We start from the raw sequence: 24,239 nt of genomic DNA on the forward strand, positions 1-24,239 counted from the left end.
TTTCTAGTTTTCTATGTTAAATACCAGAATGTCAAAACTAAAAGATCACCTCAGCTATTCATAGTCCAACTTACACTCTTGTAATGGTATTATTTTGGTTCTTTTTATCCATTTATGGCCGAGCCAAAGCATTAGAAAAAAAGGCAAGCTCAAGTAAGAAATTAGTATTCCATACCAATCTATAGGCGTTATTGTAAACGCAGCGTAATTTTGGCCCCCAATCACAATGATACATACACTAAAAGCAAACAAGGGTCCAAATGGGTACCCTTTTGCCAGGTAAGGAAGTTTCGTCGGATCTTTTCCCTGGTGTAAGTACGCTTTACGAAAACGATAATGGCTAACGGCTATTCCCATCCATGCAATGAATCCGGAAAGGCTTGTTGCATTGAGTAACCAGAAATAAACCGTCCCATTGCCAAAAAAGGAAGATAAAAAAGCCAGCATTGCCACAGCACTGGTTAATGCTAAAGCATACACAGGTATTCCTCTTCGATTAACCACAGAAAAAACTCGAGGAACATGCCCTTCCTTCGCGAGATACCAGAGCATTCTGCTGCCCACATACATACCCGAATTAGCTGTCGAGATAATGGCAACAAGAATGACTGCATTCATAATCATTGCGGCGAATGCTTTATTAAACTGTTGGAACACTAAGGTAAAAGGGCTCATTACTACTTCGGAGCTGACTAATTGTGATGCCGTATAAGGAATTAAAAGACTAATAACAAACAGGGATAAGATGAAAAAAATGAGGATCCGCCAAAAAACCATCTTTACGGCTTTTGGTATTGTCTTATCAGGATTAGAACTTTCCCCCGCCGCCACCCCGATTAATTCCGTGCCTTGAAAAGAAAACCCTGCGGCAACAAAAGCACCCAGAACACCAACCCAACCACCATGAAATGGGGCATCACCAATACGCCAATTTTCAAAACCGCCAGCTTTATAATCCGCAAAACCGAAAGCGAGGAAAAATCCGGTCACAATAAAGAGAATCACCACAGAAATTTTGATAAAGGAAAGCCAGTATTCCACCTCGCCAAAAGCTTTAGTTGATATCGCATTAAAACCAATGATCAAAAAGAGAAAAATGGAGCACCAAATATAGGATGGGCTTTCAGGAAACCAGAAATGCATAATTAACGCGGAAGCTGAAATTTCTGAAGCAATATAAATGGCACAGCTATACCAATAATTCCACCCAAGTGCATATCCTAAAGAAGGATCGAGAAAACGGGCTGCATAAACATAGAATGAGCCACTGGTCGGCATAAATGCCGCCATTTCGCCAAGACCGGTCATTAAAAAATAGACCATAATCCCCATAACCAGGTAGGCAAGTAGCGTCCCTCCAGGTCCCGCTAAAGATAAAGCACTACCACTGGCTAAGAAAATTCCCGTTCCAATAGAGCCACCTAAGGTTATCATTCCCAAGATTCGCGCATTAAGCTTTCGTTGCAGCGAAGGCTCCTGAGCTAAATTGTGCATCATTCATCCTTGAACTAATGAAAAGTATTATCCATTAATAACACTATTTTCATTGATTAATCATTAAAAAACTCGCAAAGTAGTCGATGAAAATGATGCGTTCCTTGTTCTTTGGTGGGAGAAAAACGACCGGCTTCATAAAAACGAGAACGAATTCCCTGTTGGACTGATTCGACAACAGCCTCATCCTCGCGCTCTACTTTATCCAAGTCCCCACCGGCTCCTTTGCCTAATTTGGTTTCATCAAGCACGAAGGTAAGAAATGAGACTTTAGTTAATGCGGGCCCTAATGGTTTCACTACATTTACAGAACATCCCCATGGATAGAAATTAAGCATTGTATTGGGAAAAATCCAGTAATAATAAGCCGCGACTTGTTTGCCATAATCTGGTGAATCTTTAGGCAAATCAAAACATTCCTCACCATGACTGGCAAGAGCCAATTGCAAATTGCAATAGCGATAAAGCTCTGTACTATAGGTAGTACAATCAATCACTTTTCTTAATGAATGATGGACAAAAGGAATATGTAAGGCTTCAAGATAATTTTCGCAATACAATGCCCAATGGGCTTTAACCAAATAATCACGTGATCGATTCATGTCGAGACGCATTTTTTCCATAGGCAGCCAAAACAGACGTTCTTTTATATCTGCAAACACATCCCTAAAAGGGACTTGTGGTGCGAGTGAGGCAAAAAGAAATGGCTCAAGGAAATCAAAAGGGATTTTTGCCAAATTGTCCTTTGCCGTTGGAAAATCGCATGTTTTTTCAAATTCAGGCATATGTAGAAGTTCGCCACAAAGATTAAATCGACGTCCATGATAAGAACACTTAATCTTTTCAGCAGAACACGGAGCTTCAATCAAAATTTTGCCTCTATGGGTGCATACATTGCTAAGGCAACGAAAACGGTCTTGTTCATCACGAACAAATAATAACGGCTCATCAAGCAATCCTGGCAATAAAGTAAAAGGCACCAGTTGCCCTTCTAATCGCAGGCTTTCTGTGCTGGTGCAAAACTGCCAAGTCCTTGCAAATATTTTTTCTTTTGCTTCTTCGAAACAATCCAAAGACGTATAAAAATGTGCAGGTAACGTAGAGGCTTTTGCTATATCGGGATCGACGTAGAACTTATTCATGGTTAACTTCCTTATTATTAGTTCCTATCCTGCTTCTCGGGCAGGCACTTTTGGCGATATTAAATCACCAATTACCCTTGTTATCCATATCTTTATGATTAGGCCGAATCACTACTGACAAAAACTGTCAGCACGATCTTTTAAACTCAAATCTCCATTCAATTAAAAGGAGTCGTGTATGTATCTTGATCCAAATTTAATAATCTTTTATGTTGATAATCCTCAGGTAAGCGCACCGTTTTATGAGCGTTTACTCAGGAGTCAACCTATTGAATCATTTCCTACTTTTGTCATGTTTTTATTGAAATCAGGTATGCGTCTCGGCTTATGGTCAAAACACGTTGCTGAGCCGCCTGCAGCAGCACTTGGTGGGGGAAGTGAGCTTTCATTACAAGTAGAAAAGGACCATATAGTTGACGAACTACACACACTCTGGCAACAAGAAGGGATTCAAATAGCCCAACCCCCTACAATGATGGATTTTGGTTACACCTTTGTCGCGCTGGATCCCGATAATCATCGTATTCGCATATTCTCATTGAAACTCGCAGAGGGTGTCTCATAATTCTTATCTGAGAATAATCAAATTCCGGCTCTCTTCTCCAAGGGAGCCCAAAACACCTCATTCCCTTTTCCTACTAAAGTAAGAGTCAAACTAAACAAAGTGCCATAACAGGTTACGCATGGACTTCGTGATGGGAATACACCAAGAGCTCATTTCTTCATATAAGTCTGAGTATGCTCATTTATAAAATCGATCATTTTTTCATTTCTATTATGTTCAGCCCAATCCATTGGCGTTTGATTTAAATCATCACTAACTTTTAAGTCAGCCCCACTTCCCACTAAAAACTCTAATATTTCCAGATCATTACGCTTGGCAGCAATCAAGGCGGGAGAAGCTCCATATTTATCTTGAGCATTCACATTACCACCATACTCTTTTACAATTAATTGAACCTGTTCCAGATCTCCATCTAAAACAGCCTCACACAAACTTTCATCCATTGGATCAATTTTAGTTCGCATGAATTAATCTCCTATCTTAAGCCTATTATAGTGTGCATCAGTCTATTTAAGCCCTTTGGGATCATTAAAAGATACCATCCCATATTGTTCGTCCCAAGCCTCCTGAGCAGTCTTAGATTCGTTCTTAATTCCCTCTAACTTTTCTTTAGATAAGGTTTTGAAAAACTCTAATGCGTGCTGACGGTCCTTCTTAGGTAAACTATCTGCTGATTGCGCAATAAGTTTCAGTGTTTCCTTTGTCATCAGATGTTCAAACGGTCTTTGAGAAGGAAAAAATGAAAATGGAGTCATTCCTGTCACATTAGGGGCTATTTCTTGTAGAAAAGTCGGTACCACAGGAACTGTTAATTTTGTATGATACCTTTGTTTCGGTTCAATCGGTACTAAAGCTTTACGCACAGGATTTTCATGCAATTCTTTTACAATACAACCAAACAATTCGGCACATAATTTATTACCAGCATCTGTATCAGGAAATAGATTTGCTAATACTTCCAATGGGCGTTTTCCCGTCTTTAAACGGCCTGCCTCGTACTCTTGTTTCACCGCGTTGTAATATTGGGCAAAGATCTGCATTGATAATAAAGTATCTTGTTTATTTACAAATATATTTCGAGCATGTTCAGCTGTCTTAAAAAAGTCTCCTGTTTGGTATGCATATTTGTATCTTCCTTCTTCAGCATGCCAACTCGGTATATTTGTAAATACCCTGAGTAGACTTTTAAAATGATAATATCCATACTTAACACCATTAATTTCAACCTCCATGGCCGGCTTTTTCGCGTTATTAGGTAGAGTAAGCCCCCCAGTTAACTCAAGTACAGCCTGCGGAGGTGGAGCCATACCCGCACGCCAACTTTCTCGTTGACAGGCAATAACAAGCGGCATTAATTTATATCGTGAATCATCTAAAGCTGCTGGATAAAAATCAAAAGTTTTATCTTTATTATACTTATCATCGACTCTCACTCTATAGGTGAGACCATACTGACTCATGCCCTCACAAAAAGCGATATCATATACCCCATTACATTTTTCATCTTTATGCCATGGATCCGAATCGTATTGAGTGCAGTAATCTACTAAAGTTTTAGCAAAAATTCCTGGTAACTTACTACCAGAACCGGTGAATAATAATTTATTATGTGCAGAAACATAAACTTCAGAGCATCTGCTGCAATTAAATGCATCTGAATTGGCGTGAAAAGTTAATTCGTACAATTTATCAAAATCATTATTTGCCCATGTGACATTAGAGTCAGTCTGTAAACAGGGACGGCCCTGGTTGTCTATAATTGTTCGTGTTTTAACAATATCAGCAACGCTTCCAATAGCCTTACAATTTCTTAAAAATTTAAGCTCCGCCTCACTGACGTTAGCGTTGAGATAATCTTTAATCAGGATGTCGCTTCCATAAAATTTTTGGGCATCCGTCATCATCTGCTTTCTTGCTGCTTGATATTCTGCTGAATGATAATCTTCTCCCTTATCCCAATTGGGAATAAGAAACAACGTGATTTCAACTTTAGGGGGTGTTTCTCCCTTTTCTTTTGCTGCACTTTCAAGTCCGTCTTTTAAGCGAACCACATCTTGCCTATTTCCTGCACTTAAAATACCCGGATGGTATCCTGGCGGTGTATCAGTTCGCTTGGAGTAAAAAGTAATTGCTACGACTGGTGATGGTTGAGTGGTAGTAGACTGTTCATTTGCCTGACTTTTATTAAGCATATCTTATTCCTAAAATGAAGTTGCTCATTTTCAATAAGTATAGCCAATTAAGATTAAATTTTAATCATTTTGTTGCTTTTAAATGCGATCAATAGAAATTAAAGTAAAAACCAAAATGAACTACATACATAAGCCTTAGAAAATAAATTTTTAAAAAAAGTATATGCGTTTTTAAGATTAAGTTATTATCACTGAAGGACGATTTCTAATTAAAAAATGGAGCATCTCAATGCAACACCTAACAAAAATCCTAGCCATAACTTTTGGTTTGATGTGTGCTTACACTAGCTTTGCAAGTTCACCTGCTGCAGAAGTACCTATTTTGGGAAAAACCTTATCTCAAGCCAAACAGCAAAATATGACGCCCAAGCAAGCACTACAACGCTTGAAAGATGGGAACCAACGTTTTTTAAATAACACCTCAATTCCCAGAGATTATTTAAAACAAGCCCATCAATCTTCTTACGGACAATACCCATTTGCAGTAGTGCTTAATTGTATGGATTCACGCAGTGTCCCTGAATTATTTTTTGACCAAGGTTTGGCCGATTTATTTACTTTGCGTGTAGCAGGAAATGTGCTCAATAACGATATTTTAGGTAGTATGGAATATGCGACTAAAGTCGTTGGCTCTCGACTTATTGTCGTCTTGGCACATACTTCATGTGGTGCTGTAAGTGGTGCTTGTAGTGGCGTACAACTCGGACATTTGACTGATATTATAGATAAAATTAAACCAGTGGTAGATATCAGTATGCAAGAACAAGGAACAAAAAATTGCTCTGATGCAAAATTAATTGATGCCATTGCTAAAGCCAATGCTTTAAGAATTGTCAAAGAAATGCAAGAAAAGAGTCCTATTCTTAAAGAATTAATTAGTAAAAAACAGGTAGGAATAGTAGCGGGATTACATGATATAAAAACAGGGAAAGTACAATTCTTTGAAGAAAAACGTTCCGTGCCCAATTAAAATTAATGTAGCCTGGGTGCAGCAGCGAAACCCGGGCTACATTTCTATCCTTTAGGAAGTCTTTTTTAACGTATCCATCAAAATAGTTTCCAGTTGCTCCTGATTTACTGCCGTACATACACGTACGATATTCCCCTTTTTATCGACTATGGTAGTGCCTGATTGATTTTCAGGGCTTAATAAAATACTCAATTTTTTATTTATGGCTTTAACGATTGAATTATCGTGCGCTACTACTGCTGAAAGCACATCCCAAAAATACCACTTATGTTCAAATATCTCGGCCTCATTGCGATGAAAAAGTTCATAGAAAAATTTATTGCCCAGACTATTTTGATTTTGCTTTAATTTCAGATAAAACGCTTTAGTTACGGGGACCTGATTGGTCACATCCAAACCAATCATAGTAAGAGGAATTCCAGAACGAAATACTTTATCTGCAGCATGCGGGTCAACATATATATTCCACTCCGCAGTGTTATTTCGAATTGAGTGATCCAACTCAATCAAATTACCGGTGCTATCTACGGCTCCCCCCATAACATAAATCATTTTAATTTTATTTTTTATCTCTGGCATTTGGGTCACCAGCTCACCAAGATTTGTTAACGGACCAATAGCTAAAATCTCAACCGGTTCTTTTGCATTCGTTAAAGTAGATTTCAACAATTCCATCGCAGTCTTTGAGGTGGATACTTCCACTTTGGGCAACAAATTTGCAGCACCTGCTAAATTATCTGCTTGTTTACGTAGCCAATTAGGAAATTGATGTGTTCCAGTCATCGGTGTATCGCGTCCGCAAGCTAATGGGATGTTTTCATGATGCGTCAACGCTAATAATCCCGCAACATTCCTCAAGCCAGCTGGGCAATGTGACTCTCCAGTACCCACTACCGTAATCGCCTTAATGTCGATGTCTTTTTGTGCTAACAAATAGAACATCGCTAATTCATCGTCGATTCCTACATCAGTATCGATAATAAAAGGTCTATTAGCATGTGCTAAAGAGAACAAAAATAAAGAGAAAATAAAAAAAACAACCGTTTGTTTCGCAAAATTCATAATTCATCTCATGATTCTGCATATAATTTTTTAATGGATACCACGGCAACGAAACAAAGAATTGCGCTCAGAGTTAGGTAAAAACTGGGGGCAAGATTATTATTTAATGATTGAATTAAATAAGTGGTAATAAATGGAGTTAAACCACCAAAAAAAGCGAATGCCAGATTATAAGAAATAGCAATCCCAGTATAACGAATCGACACCGGAAATAATTCAACCAGTATGCTGGGATAAACCATAATGGAGCTACTTAGAATAGCAAAAATAAATAAGCTTACTATAAGTAATAATGTGGTTTGTTGGGATAAAGTGAAGAATAAAACATAACTTAACAAAATAAACCCAACCGCTCCGATGGAGAGAACCAATTTACGTCCCAATCGATCACCACACCAACAAAAAAATACAAGCAGCAAGGAATAAAAGCCCAAATTAATCGTATTGAGTAAAGTTGCTTGTTGCTTTGGATAAGCAAGAATCGTTGATAGGTAGGTGGGCATATAGAGAAATAATAAATTAATCATTACAGAACCCAGACACGTTAAACCAATTCCCTGTAAAATATTGCGCCAGTACTGGGTGATTGCCTCAACAAAAGGTATTCGTGTATTTTCAATGGAATTTTTAAATGCAAGAAATAAGGGACTTTCAGCCAATTGTTTGCGAATGTAGAAACTGAACACGCCAAGCAATCCACCAAATACAAATGGAATACGCCAACCAAAGCTTAATAATTGAGCGTTTGAGAGTTGATTTGTTAGAATTAAACTAATCATCGCCCCCAGAAAAATACCTAAATTAAGAAAAGCAAAAATAATCCCACAAGCAAGTGCTCTAAAACGAGGATTCACATGTTCGCAAGTGAAGGTTAATGCTCCAGGAATTTCTCCACCAATTGAAAGTCCTTGCAGTAAACGCAGAAAAATTAAAAGGATACTCGAAGAAATCCCTATCTGTTGGTGGGTGGGTAAAAATCCAATAAGAACCGTTGGAACAGCCATTAAAAGCACTGAAAAAATAAACGTCTTTTTGCGACCGTATTTATCTCCAAAATGACTAAAGACGAGACCACCTAATGGACGAATTAAATATCCAATGGCAAAAACAGCATATACACTCATCAATGCAGCAAATTTGTCTGTTTTTGGAAAAAAAACCTGGCTAATTATTGGTGCAAAAATAACGTAAATAATAAAATCATAAAACTCCAATGCCCCCCCCAAGGAAGCAAGAAAAATAATTTTCCGCTCATTAGACTTCAATTTCGACTCATGCACGTGCAAATCCTTGTCTCATAAAACTCTGTAAAATATCATAACTTTACATTGCACTCATGATTTTTTTAAAACAGACCATTATCGTTACCCTTCATACTTTTTTGAAATGGTTCTTTTTCCTGAATTTTAGTAACATCAATAAAATCGATCATTGTTCTTATTTCAGATGACAAAACATTCCATTTCTGAACCAATTATTCGGCGTGTAGAAAAAGCAGTGACACAAGCGCATATAGACGCCTACAAAAAAGATGGTGCTGTTTGTATTCGCCAAATTCTGAACCCTGGAGAAATAGAATTACTCTGTGATGGTATCGAACTTAATTTAAAGTCACCGAGCCATCGGGTTAAAATTGCAAGTAAAAATGAGGACCCAGGTCGATTTATTGAGGATTTTTGTACTTGGCAAACAAATCCTCATTACCAACAATTTATCTTTGAATCCCCGGCTAGCCTTATTGCAGGCAAACTCATGGGGAGTAAAAGAACACGGCTATACCATGATCATCTTTTAGTTAAAGAGCCTGGCACACAACAAAGAACCCCATGGCATCAAGATCAACCTTATTACAATATTGAAGGAATACAAAATTGCAGTTTATGGATACCGGTGGATCCAGTACCTCGTGCCTCGACCTTAGAGTTTATTGCTGGTTCTCATTTGGGACCATGGTTCATGCCCCGTTCTTTTATGGACAGCCAAGCAAAATGGTTTCCAGAGGGAAGCCTCATGGATCTCCCCGATATTGACTTAAAACGCGAAGACTACCCTATTATCGGTTGGGAAATAACCCCTGGTGACATAGTTTGCTTCCATATGCTTACTCTTCATGCGGCAGGTGGAGTAGGCAACACTCAGAGACGACGAGTTTTCTCCGTACGTTTTCTCGGCGATGACGTTATCCATGCACCACGAAAATGGGTTACCTCACCTGATTTCCCGGGGTTAAGGGAACAACTTCCAGAAGGTGCGCCAATGGACCACCCTTTATTTCCTGTCGTTTGGGAGTATTAATCAGAGATAGACTCTTTGACTCAGTATATGAATTTACCTAAGTCACTTCGTCTCAAATTTTTTAATTTTCGTCCCTGACCTTCAAAAAAGAAAGAACAACCAAAATTTTTACACTAAAAATTCTGTTTTTTTTCTTAAAAATAAGCAATACTTCTTTCTGAATAAATCGTGGTAAAACCTATGGTTAAAATAAGGCCTTTTCTTAAATGGGCAGGGAGTAAATACAACTGTTTGGAAAAGATTATTCCCTTTCTTCCTCCAGGTAAACGCTTAATCGAGCCCTTTGCCGGCTCGGGCGTGGTTTTTATGAATACAAATTATTCTTCCTATTTGTTAGCAGAAAGTAATTTTGATTTAGTTCATCTATTTACAACCTTGCAACAACAGGGAGAGGAATTTATTACACACTGCGATACTTATTTCCGCCCTGAATTCAACCATAAAGAAAAATATTATCAAATAAGAGCGGATTTCAATGCCTCCCTTAATTCCGCACAAAAATCTGCGCTTTTTCTTTATTTAAACCGACACGGTTATAATGGATTATGTCGCTATAATTCCAAAGGTATCTATAACGTTCCTTTTGGGCTTTACAGCAAACCTTATTTTCCGCGCAAGGAAATGCAGCTTTTTCACTCAAAAAGCCAACAAACAGAATTCCTCCATAATGATTTCAGAAAAACTTTTGAATATGCAGAACGAGGGGATGTAATTTATTGCGACCCCCCTTACGTACTTCTTTCAGAGAAATCACATCATTTACCCTATACTAAAAAACTATTTACAACCGAAGATCAAATCGAATTGACGGAATTGGCTAAAGAAACAGCAGCCCGAGGAATCCCTGTTATCTTATCCAATCACGATACTGAATTTACTCGTTACCACTATAGAAAAGCAGAAATTAAAAGCTTTCCAGTATCACGTTTTATAAATTGCCAAGGATCGCTTCGTCGTCCAGTAAACGAGTTAATTGCCATATTTAATTAATCTGAAAGCATTGTAGACATTTTCTTAAAAGCAAGCTAAGTTTTCATTAAAAGGTTGCTTTAAAAACTGTATTGATGCATTTACGACTTCGTCTACCTGAGGAGTAAGACCTAGATATTCTTGGTTGGGTTAAACATACCTTGATTATAGGTCGTTATATTTAATTCCATGGAATAACATTGTCCTACCCGCGAACTTGTAAACTTGATATAAAAATAAAATGTCCGTTTTGATAGGTCACAGGATCTGAATTAATAAACCACCCAAATCCCGGCATCATCTCAACGGAATTAAGGCACTTTACAGCAAAGAAAATGCGTGAATTGGATAACAATTTTTCTTTACCAGTTTGATAGACTAATAGTCCATTGATGAAGATATTCTCCGTTTCTTCTAAAGTATTTGTCTATTTCTATGATTCTAAGGTTCAAATAAAACAGGCTCCATAAAAAGTGAGTAAAGAATGAAAATTGTAATTAAAGTTGGAACTCAAAGTATTTTATCAAGTGATGGTACTCCATTTGAGCCTATTATGCTTTCCTTGGTTGAACAAATTGTCACTCTTCAAAAAGAAGATCATCATGTAGTATTAGTTAGCTCGGGTGCAGTTGCATCGGGGCGAAAGGTTGCGAATCAATTTCTGGACCGTCAATATGGTTGTTCGATAGGAGAAAAACAAGTTCTTGCATCATTAGGACAATATGAATTGATGCATATGTACGCATCCATGTTAAAAAAACATAAAATGCTGGCGTCCCAATTACTGCTCACAAAACAGGATTTTCAAACGAGACAGCACTATTTGAATATATCTAGATTACTTCATGAAATTATAGTTCAGAAAAATATTGTACCTATTATCAATGAAAACGATAGTGTTGCCATTGAAGAGCTCATGTTTACAGACAACGATGAGCTATCCGGTCTAATCGCAGCAATGATTAATGCTGATAAATTAATTATTCTTAGTAATGTTGAAGGCGTTTACACTAAGCATCCTGATGAAATTGGATCCGACTTAATTTCTGTCATCAATCCAAAGCATACTTGGCCTGAAGTTTCTAGTATAAAAAGCCTTCATGGCAGAGGTGGGATGATTAGCAAACTTGGAACGGCTCGAAAAATGTCAAACCTTGGGATAACCACTCATATAGCGAGCATCAATCAACCTTCAGTAATTCTACGTATACTTAAAGATGAAGCCTTAGGCACCACTATTTTCCCAACAAAGAAAAAATCTAATATAAAAAGATGGATTGCTTATACTGAAAAAAAGACAGGCTCAATTACAATAAATTCCTGCTTGGTAGAAATTATAAAAGAGAACAAACGAGTCATCAGCATCCTACCCGTTGGAATTGAACAATTTACGGGTGATTTTAAACGAGGTGATTTGATAGAAATACTGACGCCAAGCAATGAAAAAATAGGGATTGGTCTAGCTAAATATGATGCAGTTAAATTAAATGAGTATTTAGGCCAATCGGGAAAACCTGAATTTATTCATTATGATCATTTACATATATTTTAGAGAATTACATGATTGACGAAATCACGAACCAACTTAAAGCAACAAAAAAATCCAGCCTGAGCTTAAGATTTTTGGATGAACAAAAGCAAAATCAAGTATTACGCGATCTTGCCAATCGATTACGAAATTCTGCTAATGCACTCATTAACGAAAATAAAAAAGATTTAGCGTTGATGGATAAAGAAGATCCTAAATATGATCGGCTGCTTTTATCTAAAGATCGAATTGAATCAATGGCCGCTGATGTTGAAACAGTTGCTTCCGTACCCTATTCAAAGAAAAGAATTTTAGATCAAAGAAAACTTCCTAATGGGTTAGTCATTCAGAAAGTTTCTGTCCCGTTAGGAGTTATCGCTATTATTTATGAATCGCGACCCAATGTCACTTTAGATGCCTTTACTCTATGTTTTAAAACAGGTAATGCTTGTGTTTTGAAGGGCGGAAAGGAAGCTTATTTTACTAATCTTTTTTTAATATCATTGATTCATGATGTCTTACAAAAACATGGTATCGACAAATCTGCTGTTTATTTATTACCCTTAGAAAAAGAAGCCGTACATATTCTTTTAAAAGCCAATCACTTGGTGGATGTTTGTATCCCAAGAGGAAGCCAATCATTAATCAATTTTGTACGTGAAAATACAAGAATACCATTTATTGAAACAGGTGCTGGTATCGTTCATATTTATTTCGATCAAAGTGGTGATATACAAAAAGGACGGTTAATTATAGATAATGCTAAAACTAGAAGAGTAAGTGTTTGCAATGCACTCGATATATTAGTAATTCATCAAAATCGATTGAATGATTTAGCATTTATTATTGAACCACTTGCTCATAAACAGGTTGAAATTTTTGCAGACAAACCAAGTTATGCAGCAATTAAATCCTTTTATCCAAAAAAATTATTGCGAAAAGCAACCTCTAATGATTTTTGTCAGGAATTCTTATCTTATAAATTGGCAATCAAAACTGTTTTCTCGTTAGAAGAAGCTGTTACTCATATTATGGAGCACACTTCGGGGCATAGCGAAGCAATTATCGCTGAAGATCAAAAGAGCATCGATTATTTTCTCGATCATATCGATTCTGCAGCTGTTTATGTTAATGCCTCTACAGCTTTTACGGATGGAGGACAATTTGGGATGGGTGCTGAAATAGGAATTAGTACTCAAAAACTACACGCTCGTGGGCCTATGTCATTAGACGCTTTATCAAGTTATAAGTGGGTTGTCTTGGGTGAGGGACATATCAGACCTTGAAAACCAAGAGTCCCAGTTATGTAGCATTATCGGGCCCGGATTTTAGTTGATTTCACCCGGGCCCCACTTTTAATGAATTTGATGATCTTTATGATCTTTGATAAAGAAGGCAAGAATAGTAACGAGTAATAACGAAAGTGGTAATATAGATAAAGCAACCTGATAATCCACTACTGTATAGATGTGTTCTCCCTCTACAATGCCACTATCACCAAAAGTATCCAGCAATTTACCAACCAGGGGTTGGAAAATTACCCCACCAAGAGTAACTATCATGTTTGTGGCTGCAAATACCGTACCTGATAATTGTGCACCACTGCATTCTTTAGCCATAATAAATACAATAATTTCCGTGGCACTAAACACACCATACAAGAACAATAAAACATTCAAGCTAACGTATGATAATCCAGGAAGGTATAATACAAGGCTAATACAAATCAACGCCAAAATTGCACCCAACACCAAAGGCAATAAACGTCTGCCAGTACGATCCGATAAATAACCCGCTATAGGTGCACCAACCGCCCAACCTAAGAACACTGCAGAGACAGTCTTGGCTGCCTCGACTTTAGTTAAATGGTGTGCTTGTTCCAAATACGTTTTTCCCCACAACTCACCAAATACAGATAAAGAAGTATACAAACAAGCCCCGACAAAACCGATAACCCAAACTTCTGGAGCCATTAATACTTTAAGAACGTTTTGGAAGAATTCAGGTAAAGGATGTTTATTGGGTTGATGTCCTTCAGGCCCATCACGTACCACAAGAAACATTAAAACACTCAAGCCGGAACCTACAATGGCAATAAAGAACAGCACTTGTTCCCAACCAATCCTTTGAGACCACTCGGTAATCTTCACTTCACCATAAACAAGGCCTAACATTCCTAAAGTAGTCATCAAGCCTGCAACTAAAGAAAAATAGCGTCTGGGCAGCCAATGTAATGCCAGAGATAAAACCCCCACAAATGCAAAAGAAGAACCAAATCCCACGAGAAAGCGCCCTGCCCCTACCAAAAACATAGATGAGGTCAAGGTAAACATCCAGGAACCAACGGTACAACAAATGCAGGCAAAAGTTAAAAGCCGTCTAGGACCAAATCGATCCATGAGCATTCCTACAGGCATTTGCATCGGCGAATAGGCAAAATAATATAAAGCAGAAATTTGACCAAAAGTAGTCGCTGAAATATGCCCCAGCGCAATACTTAGCTCCGTCTGCAAAACACCTGGAATTATGCGTAAGATAAACTCATAACAATAAAAAATAGCTCCGACAAAGCAGATAAACATACCAAAGAGCATTTGTTTTCTTGAAACAGTATTATTTAGGTGCATGTGCGTGAGTTTCCCTTAAAAAGAAAGTTAATAAAGCGGCAATAAACATACTTAGAGGTATAAAAGCTAGCGCAATGCGATAATCAGTCACGTTATAAAGTTTATTCACGTTTTCCACAACCAGCGCCGAAGTAAGCGAAGCTCCGTTGCGCAAAGAATAGCTGAAATCCAATAAATGTCCTACCAAGGGTTGTAATAACATACCACCGAGCATGACAATCATGTTGGTAAATGCCATAGCTGTACCTGCTGCCTCTCCTGGGCTCAATTCTCTTCCGACGGCAAATACAATCGCTTGCGCACTATAAAATAAGCCTAAGAAAAACATAAGTATTTGTACATTAGTTTCAGTTAAACCGGGGAAGTACAGAATTACTAACATAAGGACAGTAGCCATACTTGCACCTAAAAACATAGGTAACTTTCTGCGCGCTATTCGGTCAGAAAAATAACCCATTAGTGGGGCACCTACTGTAAAGCCCAAGAAAAGCAATGAGTTTGCTAAACCAGCGGCATGCGTTGATAAGCCATGTGCATGTCTTAAATAGGGAATTCCCCATAATTCAGCAAAAACAGTTGTCGGCAAATAAACCATACATCCGTACAGTCCATTAATCCATATCTGTCTATTACTGAGTATTATATTTAAGTCAATTAAACCGATTTTAAAATTAGAAACAGTACCACTTTGTCTATGTCGACCTTTTTTATCGTGGATACCTAACCATAAAACAAAAGTTAATACAATCCCAAAAAATGCCGTCATGTTTAGGGTTTTAATCCATCCTAATTTAGTGACGAATAGTTCTAAAAAATTATCACCGAGCATGGCACCGACTGTTCCTAAGGCCGATGTAATACCAGAGACCATAGCGAGTTTATTCTCAGGCAACCAGATTGTTGCAAGTTTTAACACTCCCACGAATGCAAATGCAGAGCCTAACCCAACTAAAAACCGTCCTGAAGCTGCAACCCAAAAAGAAGTGGTACCGGTGAATAAGAACGTTCCAACAACACAAATAAAACAGGCTACAGTTAACAACCTTCGAGGACCATAACGATCCATCATTATCCCTACAGGTAATTGCATAGGGACATATGCATAATAATATATAGATGAAATGTGTCCAAAACCTGTTGCCGACAAATTAAAGTGCTCACGTAGAGCAGTTTCCATGACACTAGGCGCTATTCGAAGCAAATATTCGTAACTGTAAAACACAGCTCCAAGACCACAAATAAGCCATCCAATTAATGCGTAATTTCTCCGGTTTTCAGAAAGCAAAGTAATCTCCTTAACTATTTGTTAGGCATGAACGAGCACTGTTTTAAAATTCAACAGTAAAAATTCGTACCTACAATTCACCTATTATTATCCCGAGCGCAAACAGGAATATCTCATATGGCATACTGCTACACCTGAGATCCCTTATTACCGGGATGCTACTTTTATTCTAAATTACAACTTACTTGATTCGCGCCGCTTGCTATTGCAGCTTCAGCTACAGCAGCAGGGACTCGTTCTCTTAAACGAGGGTCTATAGGCTTGGGAATAATGTAGTTAGGGCCAAAATCCCAATGCGTAACACCTGGGTAATTATCCTTCACTACCTGAGGGACGGGCTCATGCACCAGTTGACGAATAGCTTCAACTGCCGCAATTTGCATCGATTGATTAATACATTTAGCGCGTACGTCCAACGCACCACGAAAAATATATGGGAAACACAACACATTATTGACTTGATTAGGGTAGTCACTACGTCCAGTAGCAATAACCAAATCGTTACGTACTTGAAAAGCTAATTCAGGTCTGATTTCAGGATCAGGATTAGATAATGCAAAAATAACAGGTTTGGGTGCCATTAATTTCAATAGATCAGCATCTAATAAATTCGGCTTGGCGACCCCAATAAATACATCAGCATCCACAAGTGCATCAGCTAAAGTCCGGCATTCAGTAGTACGCGCAAAAGCAAATTTATAAGCATTTAGATCTGCACGCCCCGAATGGATTACTCCCTTGGTGTCCAAAAGCAACATATTCTCTTTATTAGCGCCTAACGCAACAAGCAATCGCATAGAAGCAATTCCTGCTGCTCCTGCACCAATACACACAATTTTGGCATCAGATAATTTTTTTTGCTGTAACTCAAGAGCATTCAGTAAAGCTGCTGCAACAACTATGGCAGTACCATGCTGGTCATCATGAAATACAGGAATATTCAATTGTTCAATTAACGCCTGCTCAATCTCAAAACATTCAGGAGCTTTAAGATCTTCCAGGTTAATCCCTCCGAAAGTGGGGGCAATACGTTTTGCTGTAGAAATAAAAGCTTGTGAATCATGAGCATCAATTTCAATATCAAATACATCAATGCCCGCAAAACGCTTAAATAAAACAGCCTTACCTTCCATAACTGGTTTACTGGCCAGAGGCCCAAGATCACCTAAACCCAATACAGCAGTACCATTAGTCATTACAGCGACTAAATTTCCTTTATTCGTGTAACGATAAGCATCTTCGGGGTTTTCTGCTATTGCAATCACCGGGGCAGCAACACCAGGTGTATAAGCCAGAGACAAATCACTCTGAGAGTCAGTTGATTTGGTAATATGAACACCAAGTTTTCCAGGAGTTGGAAACTCGTGATAATCCAATGCACACTGCTTTAAAACGTCATTATCCAAAGTACTCACTCTCTTACATTGAAATAAAACTTAAGTAAGGTCTAAAAATCCTACCAACCAATTGTCAATTCATTGTTCAACCATAGTGCTATAGGCACACAAACATCTGACTATGGACCCTTAATAAAATATAAGGGAAACAGCCAATGGATGATGGGATGGAGACAATAATTGGACGTCAAGAACCCGCGACACCGAAATTAGCATTGCGGGAACAATCTGTCAATAAGATATACTTCGAATGAAGTATATACAAATAAGGCGCAAAATAACGCGCCTTATTTCTTTTCTTCTTTAGTAGCTTGATTAGAACGCTGGCTGTAACGATCGCGGAACTTCTGAACACGACCTCCAGTATCCACTAATTTTTGTTTACCAGTATAAAAAGGATGGCATTGTGAGCATACTTCAATGTTCAAGTCTTTACATAAAGTTGAACGGGTTTCAAATTCCTCACCACAACTGCATATTACCTTGACTGTTTTATATTCTGGATGAATTGATGCCTTCATAATACTACTCTCTATAGTTTAAATGAGTATCGCCACCTGAACCCAACGCCAGGCACCATACTCGGTACAAATGACGCAAAACAATAGCAGAAAAACTTCTTTAAAGCAATTTTTTATCAAACCGAAACAGCGGTGATACCCCTGTTTGTTCTATTAAATGAAACACTGATACACAATTAAAGCTGATAATTATTGGGAATATGAGTTTTTGTGATATTGAGCTGCTTCATTAGCTAAACTACAAGTGCTTTAAAAACTTACATTAAATTTATTTTTCGCTAGCTTGCCTCTAATAAATATAGACTATAATAGCCCACTGTTCATTCCCTACCCTTCCCTAAGAATAAACAATTTCTTATTTATTTCTTCATATCCTCACTGAAATGACAATATTTCGTCAGTATAGAAACAAAATAGTCACTATTGGTCTACGCTTATAAAAACAAATTAATTTAACAGGAGTTAAAATGAAAAAACTGGAACTTTATAAGCTTGAAACCCCAAATGACCTCGATATAAGAGATCGTCGGAAAATTGCCGAGGCGGTTAATCCTCTGTTGGCCGATACATTTGCATTATTTGTTAAAACCAAGAATTTTCATTGGCATATGACAGGGCCACATTATCGTGATTATCATCTTTTATTAGATGAACAAAGCGAACAAATTTTTGCGATGATTGATGTTTTAGCAGAACGTGTACGCAAATTGGGAGAACGCACGATTCACTCTATTGGAGAGATCAAACAATTGCAAACGCTTCGCGATACGAATGAAACTCTTTCTGCAGATGAGATGCTGCAAAATCTACTGGAAGACAATAAAGGGTTCCTAAAAAACTTGAGAAAGGTTCATGAAGTGTGTAGCAAAAAAAATGACTTCGCTACCACAAGCATCTTGGAAGTTTATATTGATGAAACAGAACGACGAATTTGGTTTTTATTTGAAACCTTGCAAAATAAGTGATAGTAACAGTGGAACTGCTTTGCCCGGGTTGGTTTAGGCAAACCGTAACCCGGGTTCTGCTCCGTTCCATCTAGACTACAACTAATTCACATTAAGATCCAATTCAACCCATACAGGTGCATGATCGGAGGGCCTTTCTGATTTACGCGGCTCTTTATCAATAACAGATTGCCTGCATAATGCATTAAGCGTTTTACTCAATAAAATATGATCAATGCGCAAACCTCTGTTACGTCTAAAGGCAGCCGCACGATAATCCCACCAACTGAATATCTGCTCATCCTGCTTAAAACTTCTAAAACTATCGTGTAATCCAAGCTGTAACAATTGCATAAATGCTTCTCGCTCAGCAGGGCTAACTAATACACATCCTATCCATTCAGCAGGATCATGAACATCGCGATCTTCAGGAGCTATATTAAAATCACCGACTACCGCTACATTTGGAAAAACGCTCATTTGTTGTTGAACAAAAGCAGTAACTTTTTTCAACCAATTCAGTTTGTATTGATATTTATCCGAAGTTAATTCCGACCCATTGGGAACATACAAATTGATCAAACGAATACCTGCGACAGTAACCGCCAAAACACGACGTTGAGGATCATCGAAATCAGGTATATTAGTTAGAACATCAGACAAAGGATATCGGCTTATTACAGCAACACCGTTGTAAGTCTTCTGTCCGGAAAATACAACATGATAGCCTTTCTCCATAAACGCGGTCATTGGAAAATTTTCATCGAGTAATTTTGTTTCTTGCAAGGCAAGAACATCCACACGCGAAGAATCAAACCATTCCAACACTTGATCTAACCGTATCTTCAAGGAATTCACATTCCAGCTTGCTAATTTAAGCACACCAATCTCCTTTATATTCGATTAGCAAAGGAGCGTGATCTGACAAACGTGCTTCACGAAAAATGCAACTGTCGACTACATACTCTGTGAGTCCAGGTGTAACTACTTGATAATCAATTCTCCACCCTACATTTTTATCCCATGCACGCCCTCTAAAAGACCACCAGGTATATTGCTCTTCTTCTTGATTATGCACTCGAAATGCATCAACAAACCCCATAGTCCCAAACAATTTATCCATCCAAGCTCGTTCTTCGGGTAAAAATCCAGAGTTTTTTTGATTACCACGCCAGTTTTTCAAATCGATTTGTTTATGGGCAATATTATAATCCCCACACACAATCAACTCTCGTCCTTCATTTTTTAATCGCATTAAATGTTCAGCAAACTGTTCGAGAAAACCGTACTTCACCATTTGACGCTCATCACCACTAGTCCCTGAAGGTAAATAAAGCGAGACGATACTAAATTTTGGATAATCAAATTGAATATACCGCCCTTCGTTATCACAATAATCAAAACCCATACCCTTTATGATACGATTCGGTTTGTGACGCGCATAAATGGCCACTCCACTATACCCTTTCTTTTGGGCTGAATAATAATCACAGAAATAATCGCGTGGATAATATAACTCTTCCGGAGTTAATTGCTCGGGCTGAGCCTTCGTTTCTTGAATACAAACAAAATCTGCATTTTGCGTTGCAAGCCATTCATAAAATCCATTACGAGCTGCTGAACGTATACCATTGGCATTAAAACTAATTACTTTCATTTTTCACTCAATTTATTTATTGCAGTCCGGGCGAAACAAGACCGCCAAGTGCCATTACAAAAATTCTCGACTACGAGTTGTTTTATTAGAACTCAAATTAATGACTCATTTTTCTTCACTCAATTTAAGAGCTGCTCGTGCCAAACGTTCACCTAAATGTTTGGCTAAGTTAATTTCATCCTGACTCAGTGGTCGATCATTTGCCACACCAGAAACATGAGTTGCACCATAGGGGGTTCCACCACTCACGGTCTCATTCAAAGACGACTCAGAATAAGGCACACCCAATAAAATCATGCCTTGATGCAACAAAGGCAACATCATACTTAATAAAGTAGTTTCCTGGCCACCATGCATGCTCGCAGAAGAAGAAAAAACGCAAGCCGGTTTATCTACTAAATCACCTGCCAGCCATAAAGAAGAAGTACCGTCCAGAAAATATTTCAAAGGAGCTGCCATATTTCCAAAACGGGTCGGGCTACCTAAAGCGAGTCCATGACAATGGCGTAAATCATCTAAGGTTACATAAGGCGCTCCATTATCTGGGATCGGCTTATCAACTGCTTCACATGTAGTAGAAACAGGTGGAACCGTTCTTAAACGTGCTTCAATCCCCACAACACGTTCGACACCACGCGCAACATATTGGGCTAATTGCGCTACTGAACCGGTTCGCGAGTAATATAAAACCAAAACATAAGGATTAAACATCAAACAACTCCATTACTTCAAATCGAGGAAGCAGTTGAACGCGCACGAATTGTACTGAATTTACTTTTTCACTTCTCGTAACGAACTCAACTGCTTCTCTAAGTTAAAATTTAAAATTATACTTTAGTTGCGCTTCCAACTTCATTTCAATAAATTTAATTAGCTGATACAAAGCTCCTCCTTTTTTAGGTTTTAATGTTTTCAAGTCAGAAACAATATCATCAGCAGAATCATAATAATTATTAATCGACATATTTGCGATAATTTTACTTACTGCACTAACATGATGTCTATTCCAATATCCTGAAATCATACGTCCAATAAACGAACCGAATAAACAATTTTCTCGAGTATAATCGATAAGCAACGCTTTGATTCTTCTGTGATTGGAATCCCCCCTACTTGTATTCCAAATTTTGGTATGAACAGGGAAATCTAAAGTAAATTTTTGAGAATTAAAAAATGAATACGCTTTTACACCAATACAGGAAAAAGAAGGATGGGGCTCATCATTTTCGAAAGAATCATCAGTGCCTTCTTCTAACTCAAGATCTTCACTTCTTATTGTAGCAATAGAACTCGATTGATGTGACATTTTTTTCTCCTCCATGAGAACAGCCGTTTTTATAGAACTTGCAGTTTCTTTTTAATCACATACCAAAATTACAATTGAATCAAGCCCCCCGCACATTAAACAGAGTGGATGAGTTCTCGTACTATTTTCCTTAATTTATTTGACATGCTCATTTAACAAGCAAAGTAGAACACACCTTAAGTTTTAGAAATAAAGATTATTGCTTTGAGGAATTGTAGCCTGAGTGCAACGCAGCAGAACACAGGTTCGCCAAGTTGCACATAGGCTCTTGAATCTAAAGAATGTAACGAGCTAAATCCTCGTCTGCTACAAGCTGGCCGAGGTTTTTTTCAACATAGGCTTTATCGACATGCACTGATTCGCCTGATTTATCTGTGGCTTCGAATGAAACAACTTCTAATAACCGCTCCATCACAGTGTAGAGCCGACGCGCGCCAATATTTTCAGTGCGCTCATTTACCTGCCAAGCTACTTCGGCAATTCGTCTAATTCCTGACTCATCAAAAGTTAACGTTAATCCTTCAGTAGCCATTAAAGCACTGTATTGCAATGTTAATGATGCAGTAGGTTCGGTAAGAATACGCACGAAATCCTCAACAGAAAGAGCAGATAATTCAACACGAATAGGTAATCTACCTTGTAATTCAGCAATCAAATCAGAAGGCTTAGCAACATGGAATGCTCCAGATGCAATAAATAAAATATGATCCGACCGAATCATACCGTATTTCGTGGTAACTGAAGTTCCTTCAACTAAAGGTAATAAATCTCTTTGGACGCCTTCACGAGAAACATCACCGCCCCCCGCATTCTCAGTTCGTCGGGCTACTTTATCCAACTCATCAATAAAGACAATTCCATTTTGCTCCACATTTTCTATGGCATGAATCTTAATATCGTCCTCATTAATCAGCTTAGCAGCCTCTTCTTCACGTAAAATCTGCATTGCCTTACCTATAGTCATTTTACGTGTTTTTGTTCGGTGAGTGCCCACTTGCTGAAACATTGATTGTAATTGGCTTGTCATCTCTTCCATGCCGGGAGGAGCCATGATTTCAATGCCTATAGGGGTTGCTGAAACTTCTATTTCAATTTCATTCTCATTGAGAATTCCTTCACGCAATTGCTTACGAAACACTTGTCTGGCTGTACTGTCTTTTTCACTAGGAGTCAAACTGCCACGTGCAGGTGGAAGTAATACATCGAGAATTCGCTCTTCTGCTGCATCTTCAGCCAAATGCTCCACTTTTTTCATCGCAAATTCACGTTCTTGTTTAACCGCGATATCGGCCAAATCTCGCAGAATGGAATCTACATCACGACCAACATAGCCTACCTCAGTAAATTTTGTTGCTTCTACTTTGATGAACGGAGCGCGTGCTAATTTAGCTAAACGTCGAGCAATTTCTGTTTTACCAACACCTGTTGGTCCAATCATGAGAATATTTTTAGGCATGATTTCATTGCGCAAAGCAGGATCTTTAATGTTCATGCGTCGCCAACGATTACGTAATGCAATTGCTACTGCCCTTTTCGCGTCATCCTGGCCAATAATATATTTATCCAATTCCTGGACAATTTCACGAGGAGTCATCACTTCTCGAACAGTCTCACGAGGAGTCGTCATCTTGCTGTTATTTGTCGCCATTGTTTAATTCTTCTATAGTTAAATTGTTATTGGTATAAATACAGATATCCCCTGCAATATTTAATGCTTTACGCACTATCTCTACAGCAGATAATTTTGTATTTTCCATCAATGCTCGTGCAGCGGCTTGCGCAAAAGGACCACCTGAACCAATTGCAATCAAGCTATGCTCAGGTTCGATTACATCGCCATTACCTGTAATAATTAGGGAGGATTTGACGTCTGCAACAGCAAGAACTGCCTCAAGTCGGCGCAACATTCTGTCTGTTCGCCAATCTTTAGCAAGTTCAACTGCAGCACGGACCAAATGACCTTGGTGCATTTCCAATTTGCTCTCAAAACGTTCAAAAAGAGTAAACGCATCCGCAGTACCGCCAGCAAAACCAGCAATTACTTGATCTTTGTAGAGGCGTCGCACCTTACGCGCATTCCCCTTCATCACTGTATTACCTAGAGTGACCTGGCCATCTCCACCGATAACCACTTGATTTCCGCGTCGTACTGAAAGTATGGTTGTCCCACGAAATTGTTCCAAAATAAAATCCTCAAATCAAACCGGAACCCTATACATGGGGATGATAAACAAAAAAACAAGGGGTCTCAAAGTGAATAAATTGTAACTATTGATGCTGTAAAA

Annotated in this window: 23 protein-coding genes; 7 read left to right on the forward strand and 16 right to left on the reverse strand. The window is 38.3% G+C overall.

Translation table 11 applies throughout. The features are described from left to right. Window positions 1–54: 54 nt before the first annotated feature. A complete protein-coding gene (locus ACWTEW_RS12590; RefSeq protein ID WP_454781979.1) occupies window positions 55–1,497 on the reverse strand; it encodes an amino acid permease in 1,443 nt (480 codons plus the stop codon). A gap of 53 nt (window positions 1,498–1,550) precedes the next feature. Continuing rightward, entirely contained in the window at window positions 1,551–2,636 is a 1,086-nt protein-coding gene (locus ACWTEW_RS12595) for an SRPBCC family protein (RefSeq protein ID WP_454781980.1), read from the reverse strand. Between the two features lie 178 nt (window positions 2,637–2,814). Between ACWTEW_RS12595 and ACWTEW_RS12600 the strand changes: the two genes are divergently transcribed. Continuing rightward, the gene (locus tag ACWTEW_RS12600; protein ID WP_454781981.1) at window positions 2,815–3,201 is read left to right on the forward strand and encodes a VOC family protein; all 387 of its coding nucleotides are present in this window, start codon (window positions 2,815–2,817) and stop codon (window positions 3,199–3,201) included. A gap of 149 nt (window positions 3,202–3,350) precedes the next feature. Here the strand turns inward: ACWTEW_RS12600 and ACWTEW_RS12605 are convergent, their stop codons facing one another. Both ACWTEW_RS12605 and ACWTEW_RS12610 read right to left on the reverse strand, forming a co-directional pair. Further along, the gene (locus ACWTEW_RS12605; RefSeq protein WP_454781982.1) at window positions 3,351–3,665 is read right to left on the reverse strand and encodes an ankyrin repeat domain-containing protein; all 315 of its coding nucleotides are present in this window, start codon (window positions 3,663–3,665) and stop codon (window positions 3,351–3,353) included. Window positions 3,666–3,707: 42 nt separating this feature from the next. Next, the gene (locus tag ACWTEW_RS12610; protein ID WP_454781983.1) at window positions 3,708–5,393 is read right to left on the reverse strand and encodes a hypothetical protein; all 1,686 of its coding nucleotides are present in this window, start codon (window positions 5,391–5,393) and stop codon (window positions 3,708–3,710) included. A 271-nt stretch (window positions 5,394–5,664) separates the two neighbouring features. On the opposite strand from ACWTEW_RS12610, the gene ACWTEW_RS12615 reads away from it, so the two are divergent. After that, the gene (locus tag ACWTEW_RS12615; RefSeq protein ID WP_454782067.1) at window positions 5,665–6,363 is read left to right on the forward strand and encodes a carbonic anhydrase family protein; all 699 of its coding nucleotides are present in this window, start codon (window positions 5,665–5,667) and stop codon (window positions 6,361–6,363) included. Window positions 6,364–6,414: 51 nt separating this feature from the next. Here ACWTEW_RS12615 and ACWTEW_RS12620 read toward each other — a convergent pair whose 3' ends face one another. Both ACWTEW_RS12620 and ACWTEW_RS12625 read right to left on the reverse strand, forming a co-directional pair. Next, complete coding sequence (locus tag ACWTEW_RS12620; protein ID WP_454781984.1) at window positions 6,415–7,425, reverse strand: nucleoside hydrolase; 1,011 nt, start codon at window positions 7,423–7,425, stop codon at window positions 6,415–6,417. Window positions 7,426–7,433: 8 nt separating this feature from the next. After that, entirely contained in the window at window positions 7,434–8,705 is a 1,272-nt protein-coding gene (locus ACWTEW_RS12625; protein WP_454781985.1) for an MFS transporter, read from the reverse strand. Between the two features lie 166 nt (window positions 8,706–8,871). Here ACWTEW_RS12625 and ACWTEW_RS12630 point away from each other — a divergent pair, with 166 nt between their 5' ends. The 4 genes from ACWTEW_RS12630 to ACWTEW_RS12645 all read left to right on the forward strand — a co-directional run bounded on the left by ACWTEW_RS12630 (window position 8,872) and on the right by ACWTEW_RS12645 (window position 13,503). Next, window positions 8,872–9,720, forward strand: a complete 849-nt coding sequence (locus ACWTEW_RS12630) for a phytanoyl-CoA dioxygenase family protein (RefSeq protein ID WP_454781986.1) — start codon at window positions 8,872–8,874, stop codon at window positions 9,718–9,720. A gap of 180 nt (window positions 9,721–9,900) precedes the next feature. Next, window positions 9,901–10,710, forward strand: a complete 810-nt coding sequence (locus tag ACWTEW_RS12635; protein WP_454781987.1) for a DNA adenine methylase — start codon at window positions 9,901–9,903, stop codon at window positions 10,708–10,710. 463 nt (window positions 10,711–11,173) lie between these two features. Next, complete coding sequence (proB, locus tag ACWTEW_RS12640; protein WP_454781988.1) at window positions 11,174–12,241, forward strand: glutamate 5-kinase; 1,068 nt, start codon at window positions 11,174–11,176, stop codon at window positions 12,239–12,241. Window positions 12,242–12,249: 8 nt separating this feature from the next. Further along, complete coding sequence (locus tag ACWTEW_RS12645) at window positions 12,250–13,503, forward strand: glutamate-5-semialdehyde dehydrogenase (RefSeq protein ID WP_454781989.1); 1,254 nt, start codon at window positions 12,250–12,252, stop codon at window positions 13,501–13,503. 69 nt (window positions 13,504–13,572) lie between these two features. On the opposite strand, the gene ACWTEW_RS12650 is transcribed toward ACWTEW_RS12645, so the two are convergent. The 4 genes from ACWTEW_RS12650 to rpmE all read right to left on the reverse strand — a co-directional run bounded on the left by ACWTEW_RS12650 (window position 13,573) and on the right by rpmE (window position 18,047). Beyond that, window positions 13,573–14,844, reverse strand: coding sequence for an MFS transporter (locus ACWTEW_RS12650; protein WP_454781990.1), 1,272 nt, complete (start codon window positions 14,842–14,844; stop codon window positions 13,573–13,575). Then, entirely contained in the window at window positions 14,831–16,129 is a 1,299-nt protein-coding gene (locus tag ACWTEW_RS12655) for an MFS transporter (protein WP_454781991.1), read from the reverse strand. Before ACWTEW_RS12655 ends, ACWTEW_RS12650 begins: the two co-directional genes overlap by 14 nt. Before the next feature lie 164 nt (window positions 16,130–16,293). Continuing rightward, the gene (locus ACWTEW_RS12660; protein ID WP_454782068.1) at window positions 16,294–17,535 is read right to left on the reverse strand and encodes a malic enzyme-like NAD(P)-binding protein; all 1,242 of its coding nucleotides are present in this window, start codon (window positions 17,533–17,535) and stop codon (window positions 16,294–16,296) included. 278 nt (window positions 17,536–17,813) lie between these two features. Beyond that, on the reverse strand, window positions 17,814–18,047 hold the full coding sequence (gene rpmE / locus ACWTEW_RS12665) for a 50S ribosomal protein L31 (protein ID WP_454781992.1): 234 nt from the start codon (window positions 18,045–18,047) through the stop codon (window positions 17,814–17,816). A gap of 467 nt (window positions 18,048–18,514) precedes the next feature. On the opposite strand from rpmE, the gene ACWTEW_RS12670 reads away from it, so the two are divergent. Next, a complete protein-coding gene (locus ACWTEW_RS12670) occupies window positions 18,515–19,012 on the forward strand; it encodes a Dps family protein (protein WP_454781993.1) in 498 nt (165 codons plus the stop codon). 81 nt (window positions 19,013–19,093) lie between these two features. On the opposite strand, the gene xth is transcribed toward ACWTEW_RS12670, so the two are convergent. The 6 genes from xth to hslV form a co-directional block, all read right to left on the reverse strand. Next, on the reverse strand, window positions 19,094–19,873 hold the full coding sequence (xth, locus tag ACWTEW_RS12675) for an exodeoxyribonuclease III (protein WP_454781994.1): 780 nt from the start codon (window positions 19,871–19,873) through the stop codon (window positions 19,094–19,096). Then, window positions 19,866–20,648, reverse strand: a complete 783-nt coding sequence (locus ACWTEW_RS12680) for an exodeoxyribonuclease III (protein WP_454781995.1) — start codon at window positions 20,646–20,648, stop codon at window positions 19,866–19,868. The genes xth and ACWTEW_RS12680 overlap by 8 nt, the downstream gene beginning before the upstream one ends. A 105-nt stretch (window positions 20,649–20,753) precedes the next feature. Beyond that, window positions 20,754–21,359, reverse strand: a complete 606-nt coding sequence (wrbA, locus tag ACWTEW_RS12685) for an NAD(P)H:quinone oxidoreductase (RefSeq protein WP_454781996.1) — start codon at window positions 21,357–21,359, stop codon at window positions 20,754–20,756. Window positions 21,360–21,462: 103 nt separating this feature from the next. Further along, complete coding sequence (locus ACWTEW_RS12690) at window positions 21,463–21,969, reverse strand: DUF5617 domain-containing protein (RefSeq protein ID WP_454781997.1); 507 nt, start codon at window positions 21,967–21,969, stop codon at window positions 21,463–21,465. A 259-nt stretch (window positions 21,970–22,228) separates the two neighbouring features. Then, window positions 22,229–23,602: an ATP-dependent protease ATPase subunit HslU gene (hslU, locus tag ACWTEW_RS12695; RefSeq protein WP_454781998.1), complete on the reverse strand. Its 1,374-nt coding sequence runs from the start codon at window positions 23,600–23,602 to the stop codon at window positions 22,229–22,231. Further along, complete coding sequence (gene hslV / locus ACWTEW_RS12700) at window positions 23,589–24,137, reverse strand: ATP-dependent protease subunit HslV (protein WP_454781999.1); 549 nt, start codon at window positions 24,135–24,137, stop codon at window positions 23,589–23,591. The genes hslU and hslV overlap by 14 nt, the downstream gene beginning before the upstream one ends. Between the last annotated feature and the right edge of the window lie 102 nt (window positions 24,138–24,239).

This window comes from Legionella stuttgartensis (assembly GCF_977063405.2).

Excerpts from the sequence above, each read along its gene's own strand:
- ACWTEW_RS12645 (WP_454781989.1), top strand. The coding sequence starts at position 12,250 with ATGATTGACGAAATCACGAACCAACTTAAAGCAACAAAAAAATCCAGC.
- ACWTEW_RS12635 (WP_454781987.1), top strand. The coding sequence starts at position 9,901 with ATGGTTAAAATAAGGCCTTTTCTTAAATGGGCAGGGAGTAAATACAAC.
- ACWTEW_RS12595 (WP_454781980.1), bottom strand. The coding sequence starts at position 2,636 with ATGAATAAGTTCTACGTCGATCCCGATATAGCAAAAGCCTCTACGTTA.
- ACWTEW_RS12620 (WP_454781984.1), bottom strand. The coding sequence starts at position 7,425 with ATGAATTTTGCGAAACAAACGGTTGTTTTTTTTATTTTCTCTTTATTT.
- hslU (WP_454781998.1), bottom strand. The coding sequence starts at position 23,602 with ATGGCGACAAATAACAGCAAGATGACGACTCCTCGTGAGACTGTTCGA.
- ACWTEW_RS12630 (WP_454781986.1), top strand. The coding sequence starts at position 8,872 with ATGACAAAACATTCCATTTCTGAACCAATTATTCGGCGTGTAGAAAAA.
- ACWTEW_RS12610 (WP_454781983.1), bottom strand. The coding sequence starts at position 5,393 with ATGCTTAATAAAAGTCAGGCAAATGAACAGTCTACTACCACTCAACCA.
- ACWTEW_RS12670 (WP_454781993.1), top strand. The coding sequence starts at position 18,515 with ATGAAAAAACTGGAACTTTATAAGCTTGAAACCCCAAATGACCTCGAT.
- wrbA (WP_454781996.1), bottom strand. The coding sequence starts at position 21,359 with ATGTTTAATCCTTATGTTTTGGTTTTATATTACTCGCGAACCGGTTCA.
- ACWTEW_RS12590 (WP_454781979.1), bottom strand. The coding sequence starts at position 1,497 with ATGATGCACAATTTAGCTCAGGAGCCTTCGCTGCAACGAAAGCTTAAT.
- ACWTEW_RS12600 (WP_454781981.1), top strand. The coding sequence starts at position 2,815 with ATGTATCTTGATCCAAATTTAATAATCTTTTATGTTGATAATCCTCAG.
- proB (WP_454781988.1), top strand. The coding sequence starts at position 11,174 with ATGAAAATTGTAATTAAAGTTGGAACTCAAAGTATTTTATCAAGTGAT.
- rpmE (WP_454781992.1), bottom strand. The coding sequence starts at position 18,047 with ATGAAGGCATCAATTCATCCAGAATATAAAACAGTCAAGGTAATATGC.
- ACWTEW_RS12615 (WP_454782067.1), top strand. The coding sequence starts at position 5,665 with ATGTGTGCTTACACTAGCTTTGCAAGTTCACCTGCTGCAGAAGTACCT.
- ACWTEW_RS12650 (WP_454781990.1), bottom strand. The coding sequence starts at position 14,844 with ATGCACCTAAATAATACTGTTTCAAGAAAACAAATGCTCTTTGGTATG.
- ACWTEW_RS12690 (WP_454781997.1), bottom strand. The coding sequence starts at position 21,969 with ATGGAGGAGAAAAAAATGTCACATCAATCGAGTTCTATTGCTACAATA.
- ACWTEW_RS12605 (WP_454781982.1), bottom strand. The coding sequence starts at position 3,665 with ATGCGAACTAAAATTGATCCAATGGATGAAAGTTTGTGTGAGGCTGTT.
- ACWTEW_RS12680 (WP_454781995.1), bottom strand. The coding sequence starts at position 20,648 with ATGAAAGTAATTAGTTTTAATGCCAATGGTATACGTTCAGCAGCTCGT.